The organism is Neisseria sp. MVDL19-042950, assembly GCF_030504625.1.
Classification (GTDB): Bacteria; Pseudomonadota; Gammaproteobacteria; order Burkholderiales; family Neisseriaceae; genus Neisseria.
The window spans coordinates 15883-35811 of the sequence record NZ_JAUKWH010000012.1 but is presented as its reverse complement, the minus strand read 5'-3'; the positions used below and the strand labels follow the sequence as shown (position 1 = coordinate 35811).

At 44.6% G+C, this 19929-nt stretch carries 13 protein-coding genes and 2 tRNA genes; 5 read left to right on the top strand and 10 right to left on the bottom strand.

Features of this window, described 5'->3' with window-relative positions:
• The 3 genes from nuoL to nuoN are packed head-to-tail and all read left to right on the top strand — an operon-like array spanning position 1 to position 5016.
• Complete coding sequence (gene nuoL, locus Q0X97_RS09940; protein ID WP_302067723.1) at positions 1-2031, top strand: NADH-quinone oxidoreductase subunit L; 2031 nt, start codon at positions 1-3, stop codon at positions 2029-2031.
• A gap of 36 nt (positions 2032-2067) precedes the next feature.
• Complete coding sequence (locus Q0X97_RS09935) at positions 2068-3564, top strand: NADH-quinone oxidoreductase subunit M (RefSeq protein ID WP_302067726.1); 1497 nt, start codon at positions 2068-2070, stop codon at positions 3562-3564.
• A gap of 9 nt (positions 3565-3573) precedes the next feature.
• Entirely contained in the window at positions 3574-5016 is a 1443-nt protein-coding gene (nuoN, locus tag Q0X97_RS09930; RefSeq protein ID WP_302067294.1) for an NADH-quinone oxidoreductase subunit NuoN, read from the top strand.
• 404 nt (positions 5017-5420) lie between these two features.
• Here the strand turns inward: nuoN and Q0X97_RS09925 are convergent, their stop codons facing one another.
• From Q0X97_RS09925 to Q0X97_RS09900, 6 genes are all read right to left on the bottom strand, one after another.
• A complete protein-coding gene (locus Q0X97_RS09925; RefSeq protein WP_302067722.1) occupies positions 5421-8198 on the bottom strand; it encodes a lactoferrin/transferrin family TonB-dependent receptor in 2778 nt (925 codons plus the stop codon).
• Between the two features lie 42 nt (positions 8199-8240).
• Positions 8241-10010 (bottom strand): transferrin-binding protein-like solute binding protein, encoded by a 1770-nt coding sequence (locus tag Q0X97_RS09920; RefSeq protein WP_302067721.1) that lies wholly within the window; start codon positions 10008-10010, stop codon positions 8241-8243.
• 794 nt (positions 10011-10804) lie between these two features.
• Positions 10805-10880, bottom strand: a tRNA-Lys gene (locus Q0X97_RS09915).
• Positions 10881-10969: 89 nt separating this feature from the next.
• Positions 10970-12271: an ATP-binding protein gene (locus tag Q0X97_RS09910; protein ID WP_302067291.1), complete on the bottom strand. Its 1302-nt coding sequence runs from the start codon at positions 12269-12271 to the stop codon at positions 10970-10972.
• A 54-nt stretch (positions 12272-12325) separates the two neighbouring features.
• Positions 12326-12997 (bottom strand): response regulator transcription factor, encoded by a 672-nt coding sequence (locus Q0X97_RS09905; protein WP_302067290.1) that lies wholly within the window; start codon positions 12995-12997, stop codon positions 12326-12328.
• A gap of 193 nt (positions 12998-13190) precedes the next feature.
• Positions 13191-13712, bottom strand: coding sequence for a PepSY domain-containing protein (locus Q0X97_RS09900; RefSeq protein ID WP_302067289.1), 522 nt, complete (start codon positions 13710-13712; stop codon positions 13191-13193).
• A gap of 288 nt (positions 13713-14000) precedes the next feature.
• Here Q0X97_RS09900 and Q0X97_RS09895 point away from each other — a divergent pair, with 288 nt between their 5' ends.
• Positions 14001-15995 carry a choline BCCT transporter BetT gene (locus Q0X97_RS09895; protein ID WP_302067288.1) on the top strand — a complete coding sequence of 665 codons (1995 nt, stop codon included), beginning with the start codon at positions 14001-14003 and terminating at the stop codon, positions 15993-15995.
• 184 nt (positions 15996-16179) lie between these two features.
• Here Q0X97_RS09895 and Q0X97_RS09890 read toward each other — a convergent pair.
• A tRNA-Lys gene (locus tag Q0X97_RS09890) sits at positions 16180-16255 on the bottom strand.
• Positions 16256-16414: 159 nt separating this feature from the next.
• Between Q0X97_RS09890 and Q0X97_RS09885 the strand changes: the two genes are divergently transcribed.
• Positions 16415-16834, top strand: a complete 420-nt coding sequence (locus Q0X97_RS09885) for a lipoprotein (RefSeq protein WP_302067287.1) — start codon at positions 16415-16417, stop codon at positions 16832-16834.
• Positions 16835-16906: 72 nt separating this feature from the next.
• Here Q0X97_RS09885 and rsmD read toward each other — a convergent pair whose 3' ends face one another.
• The 3 genes from rsmD to Q0X97_RS09870 form a co-directional block, all read right to left on the bottom strand.
• Positions 16907-17464, bottom strand: coding sequence for a 16S rRNA (guanine(966)-N(2))-methyltransferase RsmD (gene rsmD, locus Q0X97_RS09880; protein ID WP_302067286.1), 558 nt, complete (start codon positions 17462-17464; stop codon positions 16907-16909).
• A gap of 212 nt (positions 17465-17676) precedes the next feature.
• The gene (locus Q0X97_RS09875; RefSeq protein WP_302067285.1) at positions 17677-18573 is read right to left on the bottom strand and encodes a viperin family antiviral radical SAM protein; all 897 of its coding nucleotides are present in this window, start codon (positions 18571-18573) and stop codon (positions 17677-17679) included.
• A 723-nt stretch (positions 18574-19296) separates the two neighbouring features.
• On the bottom strand, positions 19297-19929 hold the full coding sequence (locus Q0X97_RS09870; RefSeq protein WP_302067283.1) for a hypothetical protein: 633 nt from the start codon (positions 19927-19929) through the stop codon (positions 19297-19299).

The window sequence follows — 19929 nt, the reverse complement described above, 5'->3', positions numbered from 1 at the left end:
ATGAGTGAGATGAACTTATATCTGGCGATTGCCTTGATTCCGTTGGCAGGATCGCTGTTGGCCGGACTGTTTGGAAAGCAAATCGGCCGGGCCGGAGCACACACCGTAACCATTTTAGGTGTGGGAATCTCCACCGTCTTATCAGGGTGGGTATTGTATGGTTTCCTCAATGGTACACGTACCCGCTTTGATGAAAATGTGTACACATGGTTGACCATGGGCGGCTTGGATTTTTCAGTCGGTTTTTTGGTAGACACCCTTACTGCCATGATGATGGTGGTGGTAACCAGCGTATCTTTGATGGTGCATATCTATACCATTGGCTATATGCATGGTGAAAAAGTCGGCTACCAACGTTTTTTCAGTTATATCTCATTGTTCACTTTCAGCATGTTGATGTTGGTGATGAGTAATAACTTTATTCAGCTTTTCTTCGGATGGGAGGCCGTCGGCTTAGTGTCTTATCTGTTGATCGGTTTCTACTTCAAGCGGGAAAGCGCAATTTTTGCCAATCTGAAAGCCTTTTTGGTAAACCGCGTGGGCGACTTCGGTTTCTTGTTGGGTATCGGTTTGGTATTAGCTTATTTCGGCGGTAGTTTGCGTTACGCAGATGTGTTTGCTTATCTGCCGAATGTGCAGAATGCCACTATCCAACTGTTTTCCGGAGTGGAATGGTCGTTGATGACGGTTACTTGCTTGTTGCTGTTTGTAGGCGCAATGGGTAAATCGGCACAGTTTCCTCTGCATGTGTGGCTGCCTGATTCTATGGAAGGCCCGACACCGATTTCCGCATTGATTCACGCGGCAACCATGGTAACCGCCGGTTTGTTCATGGTGTCGCGCATGTCTCCGATGTATGAGATGAGCTCAACCGCACTGAGCGTAATCATGGTGGTCGGTGCGATTACTGCGCTGTTTATGGGCTTCTTAGGTACGATTCAAAACGACATTAAACGTGTAGTTGCTTATTCTACTTTGTCGCAATTGGGCTATATGACGGTTGCTTTGGGCGCATCGGCTTATTCTATTGCTATGTTCCATGTAATGACGCACGCTTTCTTTAAAGCCTTACTGTTTTTGGCTGCAGGTAGCGCCATTATCGGCATGCATCACGATCAAGATATGCGCCATATGGGGAATTTGAAAAAATACATGCCGATTACTTGGATTACCATGTTAATTGGTAACTTATCGTTAATCGGTACCCCGTTTTTTGCCGGTTTCTATTCTAAAGATTCTATTATTGAGGCAGCCCATGCCAGCACTTTGCCGGGGAGCGGGTTTGCCTACTTCGCCGTGCTTGCCAGTGTGTTTGTAACGGCGTTTTACGCATTCCGCCAATACTTTATGGTATTTCACGGTAAAGAAAAATGGCGCGAACTTTCTGAGCATCATAATGAACACCACGATGACAGGCACCATCACGGTTTAGGGAAAAACGACAACCCGCATGAAAGCCCGTGGGTGGTTACGTTGCCGTTGATTTTGCTGGCCATTCCGTCGGTAATCATTGGTTATATTGCAATTGAACCCATGCTCTATGGCGATTTCTTCAAAGATGTGATTTTCGTGAATCATGAAGTCCACCCGACAATGGCCCTTTTGAAAGAAGAGTTCCACGGCCCGTTGGCAATGGTTGCACATAGTTTGCACACTCCGGTGTTGTATTTAGCGGTTGCCGGTGTAGTTAGTGCTTGGATTCTGTATGTTAAAGCGCCGCATCTGCCTGCGAAAATTGCTGCCGCTTTCAGCCTGGTTTACAAGCTGCTTGATAACAAATACTACTTGGATACGATTTACTTTAATGTATTTGCCAAAGGCAGCCGTGCATTGGGTAATTTCTTCTGGAAAGTAGGTGATACCGCCATTATTGATAATGGTATCGTAAACGGTTCGGCAAAATTGGTAGGTGCCGTTGCCGCCCAAATCCGCAAAATGCAGACCGGCTTTATCTACACTTACGCAGCCGCAATGGTTTTTGGTGTGTTGGTGTTGATCGGTATGACGTTCTGGCACTTGTTTGCCGGTTAAGTGGGAATTCAATCTTAAGAATGTCAGGTTATGAATATGTTAGATAACTTACTCAGTTTAGCTGTATGGGTGCCGATAGCAGCGGGTGTGCTGGTATTGGCAACCGGCTCCGACAGCCGAGCCGGTATTGCCCGTGTGCTGGCTTTTATCGGCGCATTGGCCGGTTTCTTGGTAACGCTGCCGTTATTTACTCGGTTTGACCGGTTAAGCGGAGGCTATCAGTTTACCGAGTTCCATAGTTGGATTCCTGCTTTAAATATCAACTATGCTTTGGGTGTGGACGGTATTTCGGCATTGTTTGTCATCTTGAACAGCTTTATCACGTTGATGGTGGTGTTGGCCGGATGGCAAGTTATTCAGAAGCGCCCGGCGCAATATATGGCAGCGTTTTTGATTATGTCGGGTTTGATTAATGGGGCCTTTTCTGCACAAGATGCCATTCTGTTTTATGTATTCTTTGAAGGCATGCTGATTCCGTTGTATTTAATCATCGGTATGTGGGGTGGTCCGCGCCGTGTGTATGCTTCAGTGAAGCTATTTCTCTATACCCTGCTCGGATCGTTGCTGATGTTGGTAGGTTTGGTTTATCTGTCTTACCAAACCGGCGGCAGTTTCTCGATTGTGGACTTCCAGAATCTGAAGCAGATTCCGTTGGGTGTGCAGCAGCTATTGTTTATCGCATTCTTCCTATCATTTGCTGTGAAAGTACCGATGTGGCCGGTACATACGTGGTTGCCTGATGCTCACGTCGAAGCGCCTACCGGAGGTTCGATGGTGTTGGCGGCAATTACATTGAAAGTGGGAGCATATGGCTTCTTACGTTTTGTTTTGCCGATTCTGCCTGATGCTTCACGTTTCTTTGCTCCGGCAATCATAGTGCTTTCTCTGATTGCGGTAATTTACATCGGTATGGTGGCGTTAGTGCAAACCGATATGAAAAAACTGGTGGCTTATTCTTCCATCAGCCATATGGGATTTGTCACTTTAGGTATGTTTTTGTTTGCGGGCGGTTATTTGAATGACTGGGCATTAAAAGGTGCCGTTATTCAGATGATTTCCCACGGATTTGTTTCTGCCGCCATGTTCATGTGTATCGGTGTAATGTACGACCGCCTGCACTCGCGCAATATCGCTGATTACGGTGGGGTGGTAAATGTAATGCCGAAATTTGCTGCGTTTATGATGTTGTTTGCGATGGCTAATGCCGGTTTACCTGCAACCTCGGGTTTTGTCGGTGAATTTATGGTTATTATGGGTGCGGTAGAAGTTAATTTCTGGGTGGGCGCTTTGGCTGCTTTAACTTTGATTTATGGTGCCGCTTATACGTTGTGGATGTACAAGCGGGTGATTTTTGGTGCCATTACCAATCCCGAAGTAGAAAAACTGCAAGATATCAATTGCCGTGAGTTTGCTATTTTGGCTATTTTGGCGTTGGCGGTTCTGGGCATGGGTTTGTATCCGCAAGCCTTTATTGAAGTAATCCACCAAGCTGCCAACGATTTGATTACCCATGTGGCGCAAAGCAAGATTTGAGGTGTGTGAATGAACTGGACTGATTTGAATTTAATTCCTGCCATGCCTGAAATCGTTTTGCTTTCGGCATTATTTACCGTGCTGCTGATTGATCTGTGGATAAGTGACAAAAATCGCTATATTACTCACATTCTCAGCCTGCTTTCACTCGTAGCGGTTGCTTTTACGCAATGGGCGGTATGGGTTTCCGGCAGTATGTCTGCATTCAGCGGAATGTATATTGCCGACGGTATGTCGCAGTTGTCGAAAATGGTTATGTATGCGGCGTTGTTTGCCTTATTTGTGTATAGTAAACCGTACAACCAAGTGCGCAATATTTTTAAAGGCGAATTTTATACGTTATCGTTATTTGCATTAACCGGTATGAGCGTAATGGTAAGTGCCGGCCATTTTCTGACTGCCTATATCGGTTTGGAACTTTTGTCTCTCGCGCTGTATGCAATGATTGCTTTGCGTCGCGATTCGGCAGAAGCCGCAGAGGCCGCCTTAAAGTATTTCGTACTGGGCGCACTGGCCTCCGGTTTGTTGTTATACGGTATTTCAATGGTGTATGGGGCAACAGGGTCTCTCGAATTTGCCACCGTATTGGCAAATGCTTACGACGGCGAGGCGAATACTTGGTTGTTAAAACTGGGTTTGGTATTTATCGTGGTGGCTGTAGCCTTTAAACTCGGTGCCGTACCGTTTCATATGTGGGTGCCTGATGTATACCAAGGTGCGCCTACTTCCGTTGCCGCTTTTGTAGGTACCGCTCCTAAAGTTGCTGCTGTAGTGTTTGCTTTCCGTATTCTAGTTACCGGCTTGGGAACGACTGCTGCGGATTGGGCTCCGATGTTGGCTATTTTGGCCGTTGTATCGTTGGTAGTCGGTAACTTGGTTGCCATTATGCAAACTAACATCAAACGCATGCTTGCTTACTCTACAATCAGCCACATGGGATTTATTTTGTTGGCGTTTATGGCCGGAGCAATCGGTTTTACTGCCGGGTTGTATTATGCTATTACTTATGTGGTTATGGGCTTGGTAGGCTTCGGCGTATTGATGTTGCTGTCTAATGAAGCACATGAATGCGAGGATATCAACGATCTGGCAGGGCTCAACCAGCGTAATGCTTGGTATGCATTTCTAATGTTGCTGGCAATGTTCTCTATGGCCGGTATCCCACCGTTAATGGGTTTCTATGCTAAGTTTGCCGTTATTAAAGCATTATTGTCGCAAGGTTATATTTGGTTATCGGTTTTTGCAGTGGTTATGTCGTTAATAGGTGCGTTTTACTATTTGCGAGTGGTAAAAGTGATTTATTTCGATAATGCAAATAACCATCATCCGATTGGCAGCAATTTTGCCACTAAAGTATTTTTATCATTAAACGCGGGATTATTGCTGATTTGGGGTGTTATGCCGCAAAGTATGATGGATTGGTGTTTGAAAGCTTTAGAAAATACTTTGTAAGAGCAGTAGTATTAAAAAAGATGAAACGGCAGCCTTAAGGCTGCCGTTTGTGCAGGTGTACGGTGATAACGTATATACAGTATGTTCCGGCCTTGTAATGTCGTTTGTAATTTGCTGCTTGAAACCGTTGTCAACATTTAATAACCATAGTTTCAGTATTGTGGCAGCAGATTGCTCTGATAAAAAGTAAACATTTAGAGGCCGTCTGAAACAGATTTTCAGACGGCCTCTAAATGTTTAGGTTTATGATTAGCCGAAAAGCCTCTCTAAAACAGTAACATTTCAAACAAGATGGTAGCCATCCGGCCTCTCGTCTCACATTACTGTTTTAGATTATTCAAATGCAATGGAATCACTGAATTCCGACTGGCTTAAACAGTAGGTTTTTGCCGGCCTCTCATAGATTAAAACTTCATTTCCATAGAAACCGTAACGTTTCTACCCGGAGCGGCATAGCGTGAGTAGTTTCCTACATTGGTTTGCCGGTTAACAGCCCCCAGTGCTGACTGGCGTACGTTTTCCCATTGACTGTAACGGCGGTTGGTCAGATTGTAGATGCCTGCCCGCAGTGTTAGTTTGTCTTTTAGAGTAACGTAGCCGCTGACATCAAAAATATACCAAGGTTTGGTAACTTTCTTGGTGGCGGATGTATTACGAGTAATACCTGATCGGCATTGTCCTTTTAATTCATCCGGATTTTTGGCTTTCGAATATGTCATCACACCATTTACCCCCCACTTACCGTTTGGTGCATCGTAACCCAAACCCAGTACATAGCGGGACGGTTGGATGGCATCAAACAGCATTGTGCAGGAGTGTTGGAAATAGTTTTTTGTCAGCGAGGCTTTTTTCAGCTTCACATGGTTATAGGCTACAGTACTGTATAAGCCTTCGGGCAACTTGTTAAAGACATTGTACCAATCGAGTTTGCCAATAATATTGATGCCGTCGGTTGTGGCATTGTACATATTTCGGTAGCCGCTTGCCGTATCGCGGTTTTTCAGGCCGGGAACGTTTGGATCGATGTGCGTAAGACCGATGAGATCTTTATATTTATTTCGGAAGTAACTTGCTTCCAAATGGCCGAAGTTTCCTTTCAGATGTATGCCGACCTCGTTGTTCAATGCTTTTTCAGGCTTGAATTTGCCAACATAGTGAAAATCATCGTCTTTGCCTTTCTCAAAGCCGGGAATCCGATCGCCAAATAATTCCTGAAAACTCGGCACACGGAAACCGCTGGAAATACGGTGCAAGAGGCTCAAATGGGAGGTTGGTTTGAAGACGAAGCCGCTATTCCAAGAAGTGTTTCGAAAAGTACCGGAAGCTGTCCAAGGATCGTCGGTGGTCATTTTATGGTAATCATAACGCCCACCTATCCCCCAATCTACATATTTGCCCAAACTCATGTGGTCGCGTAGGGCAATATAATGATTGTGGCCGTCGATAATCCGTGCATTGCAATTATAAGCACTGTATACATTGTCATATCTGCACAAATTGAAAGTAACTAACTTGGGATTTTGAATACGATAGATATCAGGAAATTCTTTCGTGGAGTCGCCCCTGATGAGTTCGACGTCGCGCTGTGCATTTTCCGCATAGATATCTTTACGTTCCAATTTGGAGCGGAAGCGATCAAAGCCTAAACCGAAATACAGTTTGTGCGAAGTGTTGGCAAATGAGAGTTTTTTCTCCGCTTCCAAATGCAATAAATTGTGTCTTTCCCCATAAACGGAGCGCTCAGAGTGATAGGCAGACCAAGGCTTATCAATGCTTGGGCGGCAGTTTTTGTCGACTTCAGGATAGACCGAACAATTTAGATCATGACGGCGTGTATCGAGAGCAATATTCTGACGGTTGAAGCTGATTTGTGCGCGGTCGAAAACCGTATCGTGATCAGGGTTTGTATAGCGGTACAGCAGGCCGTTGCGGGTTTTGCGGTGGCGCTCGTCGAAATAACGCAGACGGGAATATTTCAAACCGATATAGCGCCACTGACCTTCCGAACCACTTTGTGTTACCAAGCCATCGTGGATATCTTCGTTGTGACGGTAAATACCTTTAGACTTAGTGATGTGTAATTGAAGTTCAGGGTTTGAGTTGGTCCAATATTTTTCAAAATTCATGTCTTGGATATCGTAGCGTTGGCGTGTATTTTCCATAATACCGCCTAAGTAGTGGCGGGGTGAGAAATGATAGCCTACGTTTGTCAGCCATGAACGGCTTTGGTAATCCATCGGATTAGGCAGGATACGCTTGTTGCCGGTATATTGATCAGCAGGTACTTCTTCGGTCTTCAAATATTTATTTGCTTTACTGGCCTTTGAAAATAGACGTACTTTATCGCAATTTTCCGGATCGGCGCAGTCTCCTTCCACTGTAAACCAACCATATTTAGTATTGGGGTCGTTAGGATTTTCTGTATAGCCCGCAATGCGTGAAAAGGTTTGGCTATGCTGGCCGGCATGGCTATGCGTTTGGGTTGCTTGCCCTTTGCGATGAGTAAATACAGCCATGCCTTCGAACCCGTTTAAGCGACCTGCAGCGGCAATAGATTGGGTAAATTGGTTGTTTTTGCTGCTATATGCAGATTTGGTATTTAGCCCCCAGTTTTGGCCTTCCTTGATAATGTCTTTGGCTTCTTTGGTACGGAAGGCAAGCGAACCGCCTAATGCACCACTGCCTTGTTCTGCTGAGTTAGCCCCTTTATTGATCTCGATTTCAGTGATATTTTCGTATTCGATTTCATTAATGGCACCGCTGCTGGCCGGTGTCCCTTTAATGGTATAGGACTGGATTTGCGGCAGTCCGTCTACGGTTAGGCTGATGCGGTTTCTATCCACGCCACGTATAGAGTAACCGCTGCTTGCACCACGTCCTTGCTCAACTACGGCAATACTGGGATCGTAGCGGGTTAAATCGCGGATCCCTAAGACTTGTTCTTTGTCGAGGCCGTCTGAATGTTTGACAATCTTACCCAAACCGGTAATTTCTGTGTCTTTACGGCGTATCTTTTTCTTGCCTTTTACAACAACTTCATTCAGTTTCACTTCCTGTTGTTCGTTTGTTTCCGCTGTTGCCGCAAAAGTGGGCGCTGCCGCCGCGCATGAGAGCACGGCCAAGCATATCGCAGTAAGGCGTGAGGGTAAGGCGTTTTTACGGTATTGCTTTGCAATATTCATTATTTGCTCCGAATGATGTCTGAAGGTGTCATGTTGTCGGTTTTATTGTCCGGGTGCTTGTCGTTTGCCTCCGAAACTGCCGCCTACTTGGTCTTCGCCTGCTTTATTACTATGGAAGATGCCGCCCAGCTCGGATGCTTTCGGGCCGTAAAAACCGCCTTTAACTTCAGCATCCAGATGAACACGTGTTTCCCTGCCGGTACTGCCCGGGTCGAATACAAATCCTTTTGCATCTGTTTTAGCACGACCGCTAAAGCCGTTGCCTGAAATATCGGCATCAATGGTAAAGGTTGGCGATACTCGGTTGTCGGCAGTCAATGTACCGTTGATTTTTTTCTGGCCGAAATCTACATTGAATACTGCACGGCTGCCACCGCTGTTGTTGTTGGGTGATTCACTCCAAGTGTGGCCGCTTTTACTTATAATTTGTGCTTGCCAACTGCCTTTGTATTGCGCGGTTCCGCTGGTTGGCACCTCGCTTACAGGGGTGCGCTCGCCTTGGAAGAAGAATCCGGCATCACCTTTTTTGTCCCCCTCGGTTACCTGATAAGTACCAAATTTAAGGTAGTCCAGATTGCTGCAACATGAAACCAAAGAAAGGGTGCGGTTATTGCCTAAATCATATTTGAGGGTTTCTAAGAAAGATTTACCCGCCCCCGTAGTGGGCAAGAGTGAAAAAGTTTGGCCTTTGAATACAAACTTACGTGCATCGCCGAAATTATCGGCTTCAGAGGGTTGCAAGGTTCCAAGGCCGATATGGAAAGCATCAATGATTTTTTCAGTCTTCTCGTTTTTTTCTTTGCTGCGTTTACCTGCCAGCACGCCGAATAATGAGTTGTCGTCAGCCAAAAATTTACCGGCCAATTCTTCGGCAGCAGGGCCGAAGAATCCACCTTCCAAGCTGCCATCTTTGCCGAAGTAGGTATCTTTTTTATCGTTCGCCAACACACGGCCTTGGAAACGATTGCCTTTAATAGAGGCTTCTACGTTATAGCGGAGGGTACGTTTTTGTGTTTGACCGGCAATAACACGATGGTTCTTATACAATTTGCCGGTTAAACTTTTTTTAGCAAAATCTACTTCAAGTTCGCTGCTGTGGCCAACTTCGCCCAAACTCTTATCAGTATTGATGGTATCGGCTTCATCAAATGAGGTTGCTCCATAGTTGTTACCGATACCCGGAGCGCTACCGTTGAAACTTTCTTTTTTTCTACCTTGTCTCGCATCAGTAGTAAAATCCCATGTACCTTTATAAGTTGCTTTGCCGCTTGTAGGGAAAGATTGGGAGGGGTTAATGCCTTTGTAATAGACATAGCCTACCGTGCCGGACAATATTTTTTTAGACGGGCCGTTAATAATTTCCAAGCCGACGGCATCGTCTACCACCCAACCCGAACGTACATATTCCATATCGCGTTTACGGTGATCACCAATAAAACCGTCGTGTGAGTGGGCAATTGAACCGGAATGTTGAGGATGTTTTTTAATTTCATCGATATGCGGAATTTCCAAATTACCGCCGATATTTTTGATTTTTTCAGGTGTCAGTTCTACACGCTCTTCAAGAACGGAACCTGCCACACCCGTACTACGGCGCGGAATTTCTACTGAAACACCCAAGCTGGGTTCCATGAATGCCGACACCTGCTCGTCGGTACGGGGTGGCGTTTTTTCATCATTAATCTCAGGTTTCCGCTTTCCGGGGGGCAGTATATTCACATCATTCAGCCCGAAATCGCCTTTATTGGTTGCACAGGCACTAATAATGAAAGGAATACAAATCAATACACCTATTTTTTTTGCGAAATACATTTAATACTCCTATTAATCATGTTAATGAGAATTATTATATTTTATCAAAAATGCCTTTATTGTAAATATTTATTCCTGCTATTTATCAGAGCGATCGTGCCGTCTGGTGGGCAATTGCACCTGATTACTGTGGAAAGCCGTTATATTGCCAAATGGGTAGGCAGTGAAAATAATGTAAAAAAATACTCAGTTCGATGTCGGACCGGTTATTTTTATGCAGTAGAAAATTTGAGACTTTTGAGATGATATTTCTATGACAATGATTTGTTATTTATTGAATTATTTGCATATTAAAAGTAAATTCCCAATTCATTGCCATACCGTTTTATACAGAGAGGCCGTCTGAAAAATGATGGAAAGTTTTTCAGGCGGCTTCGGGTTTTGTAGAGAGAAATTAATTTGTATGTCGGACAATAACAGCTAACTTAATGGAATTTGTAAAAAAACGACATGATAGAGTTTCTCCAAATGCCAAGGAGCCATCACACTGGTGGCCGGTTCAGGCAAATAACTCAAAAACTATGCTGTTATTTTGATGAAATTACAATAAGTTATTATCGGTTTATTCTTGTATCTGTCTGCCGGTGTCATGTGAAAAATGAGATAGTGTGTAAAAACGTATACATAAAGAGGTAGGTAATCTAAATTCGTCCCGATACACACGGTGTGGCTACGGGTTAATTTCAATGTTTTTGAATCGTTTTGTTGACGATTGGGAATTTTCCGCAGTTGTTTGGAGGCTGAGTCTCGAAAAAAATAAGCCGCAAAAAATTGCGGCTTATTTTTGATTTATTTGGTGGGTCGTGAAGGATTCGAACCTTCGACCAACGGATTAAAAGTCCGCTGCTCTACCGGCTGAGCTAACGACCCGAAGAATTGAGATAATACAGAGGTTGATTTTATATGTCAATAGTTTTTTAAAAAGGCCGTCTGAAAAAGTTTTCAGACGGCCTTCGGTTTTATTCCGGAGCTTCCTGTAAAGGCAGCCACACGCTTACGTTCAGGCCGCTGGGAAATTGCTTGGCATCGCTTAACGTAATCTTGCCTCCGTAACGTTTGACGATGGTTTGTGCAATGGATAAACCTAGACCGCTGCCTTCTGTATCGTTGCCGAGGATACGGTAAAAGGGATCGAATACGCGGGTACGTTCATCAGGCGGGATGCCGTTACCGCTGTCTTCGATTTCCAAAACGCATCCGCTGTTGTTCCATCTGGCGTGCAAATCGATTTGTCCGCCTTCGGGGGTATAACAGATGGCATTTTCGGTCAGCGTTTTCATCAAGGTGTAGATTTCTGTTTCGTTGGCGAATACATAAATATCTTCATTGCCATCATCTGTGCCGATATCGATATTTTTGGCCTCGGCCAGCGGGTATAAATCTTGTATCAGCCGTTGATACAGGCGGCTGATATTGATGTTTTCCCGTGTCCGTTCTTCTTCGGTTTGCGCACGGGCCATAGATAATAATTGCTCGAGCAGGCGGCGGTTGCGGCGGATGCCTTCGCGCAAGTCTTCTACCAAAAAAGCGGTTCCTTCCGGCAGATCGCGTGTGGAAAGTCTTTCTGCTTGCAATGATAAAGCAGTCATCGGGGAGCGCAGTTCATGGGCGGCATCGGCAATGAAGCGTTGTTGCTGACGCACGCCTTCTCCGACCCGTTCCAGAAGGCGGTTAACGGCTTCTGCGAAACCGTAAATTTCACGGGGAATTTGTTCGGTGGGTAGGGGAGATAAATCGTTTTCGTTGCGGTTTTCAGTTTGTGCGGAAAGTTGTCTGACGGGGCGCAGTGTCAAATAGATGATCAGTGCGGTCAGCAATAGTGCGATCGGAGCGAGTATCAACAGGGGCATAACGGCATACCAAGCACTGTCGGCCGCTACATCGTCGCGAAATTCAGTTTCTTGGATGAAGGCAACCCGTTGGCCGTCGGGGTAGGTATGGACATAAGCCCGGTACGGGTCGTTTTTCTTTTTGTCGGTAATGTCATAGAAGCCTTCATCTGCATCGCTCGGCAAATTGAAACGGTGCTTCTCGTCGAGCGGTTGTATGTAAATGCGGATGTCGCTGTCGATATCGGCATAGCCTGCGTCGGCCGGTTGCTGTATCAGAATGGCGGTTTGGCGCAGTAAGTCGTCTTGCAGCTCGCGTGCCTCGCTGAACATGGTAAAAAACGAGGCGATACCTGCAACCACTGCCGTTAGCAAGATAATCAGAGTAAGAAAGATAGACAGCCGTAGCTGTATGGAGGGGCGGCGGGGCATGTTTGTGTAGAGTCCTGTTAATTGTTTTTTCAGACGGCCTGTATATTCTAAAGACTAATCCGCTTTCTTGGGAACCAGCCAGCCTACGCCGCGTACATTTTTAATGCTGTCGTGTCCGAGTTTTTTACGTAAAGCATGGATTAGGTAGTCAACGGCATTGCTTTCGGGCTCTTCCCCCCAGCCATATACTTTATCTTCCAAGTCCGCACGGGAAAAAATCGTGCCGGGACGCTGCATCAGGGCATGTAAAATGGCGAATTCGCGATTGGAAAGGAAAATGGTTTCCCCTGTATCAAGACGTTTGACGTGATAAGTAGAAGGATCAAGCTGCAATGTGCCGCTATTCAATTGGTTGATTGCACTGCCTCCATGGCGGCGCAGTACAGCACGGATGCGGGCTAGCACTTCGGACATATCAAACGGTTTGATAATGTAATCGTCGGCACCGTTATCCAAGCCTTGCAAACGGCTTTCAAGATCGTCTCTTGCAGTTAGAATCAATACAGGTACGCCCAACCCGCGCGAACGTAGGCTCGCAAGCACCTGTAAACCATCTTTCTGCGGCAATCCCAAATCCAATAACACCACGTCGTAAGGTTGCGAGGCTAGCGAATCCAGAGCGGCTTTACCGTCACGCACCCAATCCACAGTGTAACGGGCATCTTTCAAACTGCCTTCAACGGCTTGCCCGATCATTCTGTCGTCTTCAACCAATAACACGCGCATCTTCGTCCCCTTTCTTAATCAACCCTATGATTACACAGATAATAGAATATGCAGTAAGAAGAAACAAACAACACAACAAAGGTTTATCCGCTTCATTTTCGTGGTGTTCGCACTCTCGGTTTGAGTTAAGCAGGTAATGATATCGAGGCCGTCTGAAAAGTTTTCAGACGGCCTCCCGATATATTGTTACGGCTTAATCATAATCCACATATGAATCGATCACGCTGCCGTTCTCCGCATCAACAATCACTTTATAAGGCACGCGGTCTGCGGATAAAACTTCCACTTCATATAAGGCACGGCCTGCTTTGTAATCCAAATCGGCTTCCAAAACCTGCCCGCCCACTTTGCCGTGGGCTATCTGGATGGCACGTTCCAATGAAACAGCCGGCGAGCCTGCAAGTTTCATTTTATGCTTGGTTTTGCTGCCCAACACTTTACCGTTTACGGCGTCTACAAAGACCGAATGTTCTTGTTGCCCGTCGCGGACTTCAACTTCATAGGCGGGATTGCCGTAAGGGTTTTTCAAGTGAACTTCGGTGGCTTTGCCTTTAACCTGTTTCTGGGCGATGTTTAAAGCCTGAACCGGAGAAACTTTAACTTGTGCCAAAGCCTCGATACGCGACAAGCCGTTTTTTTGGGCAACGGCGTGTCCGGAAAGAGCCAAAAGAGCGGCAGACATCACAACAGCTAAGATTTTATTTTTTATTTTCATGAGGATGAGTCCTATATGTTTTTGAAATTGCGAGGCTGGAATAATTCCGACATACACATAATAAGGGGTTTCAATTATAGAAAAATTAGGTGAAATTTAATTTGTGTAAAGGAAAGAGGATTAAAGGAAGCGGTTGGTTTTCATTATATGGCGGGATCTTTATATTAATTGAAAATTTTACACATAAACCTCAAGATGATAGGATTCAGCAATCTCCAATCGTAAGAATGGCTGCCTGTAGGCTTTAAACAGCCTTCAACGCATCCCAAACCCAAGAAAGGAAGAACATTGTCTGAACATAAACCTCACTCCGCCGCAGGCGGTCAAATCAATCCGGCGGTTTTCTATTCTTCGTCCGCCGTCATCATTTCCATCATCTTGTTTGCCGTTATCGCCCCGCAAGCTGCCGACCGGACATTTAAGGCCGTTCAGGCGGTGATTGTGGCTAACGGCAGTTGGTACTATGTATTAACCGTAGCTATTATTCTGTTGGCCACCCTTTATTTGGGCATCTCCCGTTACGGTAATATCCGTCTCGGCCCGGATCATGCCAAACCTGATTACAACAATATTTCTTGGTTTGCCATGCTGTTTTCTGCCGGCATGGGTATCGGCTTGATGTTTTTCGGTGTGGCAGAGCCGGTTATGCATTTCTTGTCGCCTCCTGTCGGTGACGGCAGCACGGTAAACACCGTACGTGAAGCCATGAGGCTGACTTTCTTCCATTGGGGGCTGCATGCTTGGGCGATCTATGCGATTGTGGCGTTGATTCTGGCTTTCTTCAGCTATCGCCATAACCTGCCGTTGACCTTACGCTCGGCACTTTACCCGCTGATAGGCGACAAGATTAACGGTCCAATCGGTCATGCGGTCGACGTATTCGCTGTCGTTGGCACACTTTTCGGCGTGGCCACTTCTTTAGGTTACGGCGTATTGCAGGTTAATGCCGGTTTAAATCATGTGTTTCCTGCCATTCCCGTATCAACCGCCACGCAGATTGTCCTGATTGCCGCCATTACCGCGCTGGCCACGCTATCCGTGGCATCGGGTTTGGACAAAGGCGTGAAGATGCTTTCCGAACTCAATCTCAGTTTGGCAGTAATATTATTGCTGTTTGTGTTGTTTGCCGGCTCAACCGTATTTCTATTGCAGGCATTGGTGCAAAATATCGGCCACTACGCTTCCAATATTGTTGATATGACTTTCAATCTGTTTGCTTATCAAAAAACCGATTGGATCGGCGGTTGGACTATTCTTTATTGGGGGTGGTGGCTAAGCTGGGCACCGTTTGTCGGGTTGTTTATTGCACGGGTATCGCGCGGCCGCACAATCCGCCAGTTTGTAATCGGCGTGTTAATGGTGCCCACCGGTTTTACCTTTATGTGGATGACGTTCTTCGGCAATTCCGCCATCGATATGATCTTGAACCAAGGCTTAATCTCGTTGGGCGGCGTTGTTTCACAAGATGTATCTCTGGCACTGTTCGCTTTCTTGGAGCAACTGCCGTTTTCCACGCTGTTTATCTATGTCGCCCTGTTTATGGTCGTCGTCTTTTTCGTTACTTCCGCCGATTCAGGAGCCTTGGTTATGGACATGCTGTGCGCCCACGGCGAAACCAGCAAAGGCGTTGCTTACCGCATCTATTGGGCGGTCGGCTCGGGCATGGTTGCCGTGGTTTTACTGTTGGCAGGCGGTTTGGGTGCACTGCAAACCATGGCGATCGCCAGCGCCTTGCCTTTCGTTACCGTGTTGATGATAGCAATGTACGGTTTGTTTAAAGCCTTGGATATTGATATGCAGAAACAGCTGGTGCAACAACTCGCCGCACCTACGGCAGCGCCGATGCTGCGTGCCAAAGGCGCGTGGCGTGAGCGTTTGCAAGTCATTATGGATTTCCCCGACCAGAAAACCGTTTACCGTTTTGTCGATACTTTAGTAGCGGAGGCCTGCAACGAAGTGGCGGAAGAACTCCGCAATCTGGGTATTGAAGCCAACGTCGTTCATCCGGAAACCGGCCAGATTATGCTGACTACCAATCATGAAAATGAAATCGACTTTACTTACCAGGTGGTTGCTTCTGAACATATCCAACCGGCTTTTGTTCAGTCGGACAATAGCAACGCACAGGAAATTACAGAAGGCCAAAAATACTATCGTGCCGAAGTGCATTTGGGAGAAGGGGGCCAAGATTATGACATTATGGGCTGGAGCAAAGAAGGCGTGATAAACGATATTATCGACCAATACCATAAACACATGCATTTCCTGCACAGCTTGCGTTAAGCAAAGATTATGGATTGAAAGCCGGATGATTGATTTTTCTGATGATAGCAACCGTTTATTGTGCGGAGATATTATTCATTCGGCTGCCAACAGCGGGTAGCGTTAGATATATTGGAAAAGAATGCTTGTTACGCATGTTATTCAAAAAGAAAAAGCCAAGCAATTCGCTTGGCTTTTTTTAATTTGGTGGGTCGTGAAGGATTCGAACCTTCGACCAACGGATTAAAAGTCCGCTGCTCTACCGGCTGAGCTAACGACCCGTTAAGCTGCGTATCTTAATTGCCATAAAAAGTAATGTCAAGCCTTTTTTGGATTTTAATTTCACATCAAAAATCTTTGCAGCCGGAACCCATCTTAAATTATGTTATGATTGAAAAACCTGCTTGGTATCAACTCAAATATTAAATATGGAGAAAAATATGAAAAAATTTCTTACGGTTATCCTGTCTGTTGCTGCTTTGGCCGCATGTTCGCAAGAAGTTAAGCAGGAAACAAAAGATGTTACGCAGGCCGTGGCTTCCGATGTGAAAGAAGCTAAAGAAAATGCCTCTTCTGCCGTGAGCGATGCGGTAACCGCGGCTAAAGAAGCCGGTGCAAAAGCGGAGGATTCTGCAAAAAATGCTGCCGACAAAGCCAAAGAAGCCACTCAAGACGCTGTTAAAGATGCTAAGGAAATGGGGGCAAAAGCCGGAGAATCGGTAAAAGAGGCCGCATCTAAAGCAGCCGAAGCCACTAAAGATGCTGCCGGTAAAGCTGTGAATACCGCCAAAGAAGCAGCCGAGGATGCCGCCGCTGCCGCTCGGGAAGCCGCCGGTAAGGCTAAAGAAGCGAGCAAATAACTTAGTGTCGTTTCAATCAAACCGAGGCCGTCTGAAAAGAGCTTTTCAGACGGCCTCATGTTTTTCTGTTCTTTATTCGGCTGAATGTACCAGCAGCTTGGACTGGCTTAATCCGGATTTCCCTTCACGGAAAACGTTCAGCCATTCCGGTATATCAGGCAAAGTACCTGCTTCAAGATAAATAACCGCCTCTGTTTTCAGACGGCCTTTCAACAATTCGAACAATTCCGGCCAACGATTCCATGCAAACGGGGGATCTAAAAAAACCACGTCAAAACAGAGGGGATTATTTTTCAGATAAGACAGGCCGTCTGAAAACACGACTTCGGTTTGCCGGAAATCCAACAGCCGATTGTTTTGTTTCAGCGTTTCAAGCGTTCGACGGTTGTTTTCCACCAATACGACCCTGCGGGCATTTCTTGAAGCCGCTTCCAAGCCCAATGCACCGCTGCCGCTGAATAAATCCAACACGGTTTTTCCGGTTAAATCCTGCCCAAGCCAGTTAAACACACGTTCGCGCACGCTGTCGGGAGTAGGGCGCAGGCCATCGGCATCGTTGAAATGCAGTTTCCTACCTCGGTGGCTGCCCCCGATAATGCGGATTTGATTTTGATGTTTGGAATGTTTCATGAGTACGGAAATCGGATAATGGTTTGGGCTGTATTGTAAAGCAAAGGCCGTCTGAAAACATTGTTTCAGACGGCCTCTTTATTCATCGGTAACAATTCTGATTAAAGATTACCCTGATGATTAGGCCGTTTTTTATCTTTTTTATGTATATACTAATTCCTCTGAGAAGAGAAAGCAGCTTGGAGTATAACTGTTGTGAAGTTTTTCCAGTTTCATGCTGCTAAAGGATGCGTAATTGGAACATAGCGCGTTTTGAATTTACCCGTATCAAATAACACTTCATCTAAAGCATTCTCAACATCACATTCATGAATCGGCCTACTGTAAACATAGCCGCCACATAGAGTTAAGTCATTTTGAAAAAAACGTCCCAACGGATCTATCATCAAATAAGAATGTACCATTTCATCATTATCTTCCGAACTAATGATGCGACGAAAATCATCATGGCAGTTTAAAAACTCGTGGAACTGTTCATCGCTGATACTCAAATCTTCCGTAACCATAGGCAGCATTTTAAAAATCTTCCATTTCTCCGGCTGCACATCAGCAATAAATTGATGTAGGTTTTCCCGATAATTCAAACTATTCACAACAGTATTGATTTTTATGCCAATAGCCGGATTCAGAGCCTTTATAGCCTGAATATTTGCCAATACCTCATCACTCTGCATAGCCTGTTTGCTGCTTTTTCTACCGATTTTTAAATTGGTTGATCCGTTTAATGAATCGACACTGAAACCGATAACCGCAAAATGACGGGCAATCAAAGCAACCAATTCATCATCCAGCAAACTGCCGTTAGTAATAGCAGATAAAGAGAAGCCGTATGCTTGAGCAGCTTTAATAATCTGCATGACTTGCCGCCGATATAAAAACGGCTCTCCACCTACTAAATTCAAACGGATTGATCGGAAATCCGCCCCTTGTTTTCGATTAAGTATTTCAGGCAATTTACTGATTTCCCCCATCAAAACCTGAATATTTTCAGAAGAATGCAGCAACTCTTTACCTTGTTTGTCCCATTTGGCAAAGCAGTAACGGCAAACGTAGTTGCAGGCTTCGGTAATGTGCCAGTTAACAACTAATTCGTGAGTTTGGGTTTTCATATTGGACTTTAATCCTCCCTCATCACCGCTGGGCATAGTGATTTAATTTGGCAAGAGAAGCTCCAAAAAGCTCTACAATCACTCGGGGTTGAAGGTATCGCTACTCTACGGTTATTAGGTGCGATAAGTATATTATGCTTTTTTCTTTTTTTTACTTTCCATCCTAAGCCTAATAATGAAACAACCAAATTATTTATCTTTGCATTTGTACTGAATTTTTGCATTTTGCATTTCTTTCGTAAATAAAAGATATTTTGACAAAATATTTATATATTTCAAAGTGATATATTTATAATAAAACAAAGATAAAATTTGATATTTACTGATAATTGTAGAATTCAGACAAAATAAAACCCAAGCGGCCAAAAAGCTGGCGGCTTGGGTTTAACCCACCCCTAACCCTTGATTCTTACAACGGCTGTTCGGGTAATTGATATTTTGACTATGTTTGAATAATCGGGCTATCTTTCTCCTATCTTGTATACACAAGAAAAGCAATTGTAAGCCATAAATTTATTTGCTATCGCGTTGTGAATGCAAATAGGCATTTCACAAGGCTTAACTATATCTAGTTCGCAAATAGTTGGACGATAGTCCTATGTGAACCTTTTAAGGCGGTTCTTTTCCTTTGGGGTTTTCTTAAGTTTTGTATATCTTACCATGAAGCAGGATACTCCTTAATCCCTTCAACTGAAAATCCATGATTCAGCAATGCTCTTCTAATTAAAAAAGTAATGTTTCTCGATCACTTATATCCAAACGATCTTTCCAAATATTTTTAATTACTACAGTTTCAATTAGCTCGATTAATTGCATAGAAGTGGAAGGTTTTGTAATTTCTGAAACCCAAACAGCATCATCAACAGTACTGTTAAATTCCTCATACCTATTTAATTGTTCATTTTTATACATTGCTCTTTGTTGGAATACAAGCCGAAATAAGCTATTTCCTTGATGATGAACGATAATTTTATATTCAGGAGTTTTTGAAATTATTTTTTTACTACTACAAGAATTATTTCGTTGAAATTTATAAAATACCTGCGAAAAAATAACTGTACCTTCAACTTTATAAAATACTTTTTCTTTTGTTTCTGAATCAAAACCCCAATACACTTTAAATGTATTTCTTCGCAGTTTATACCCAAATATCTCCAGTAATGGCTTCAACTGCTGCTCTGTTCCTTGCTTTTCACCTTTACTCCATGCACTTACTATTGATTGCTGAGTTCTACATTTATCTGCGATTTCCTTCTGAGTCCATCCTTCATGTAAAGCTAGCTTTACTAGTTCTCGAGTCCATTTAAAAGGTTTTCTTTTAGGTTTATTCACATGATTTTCATTTGATTCTTTCAT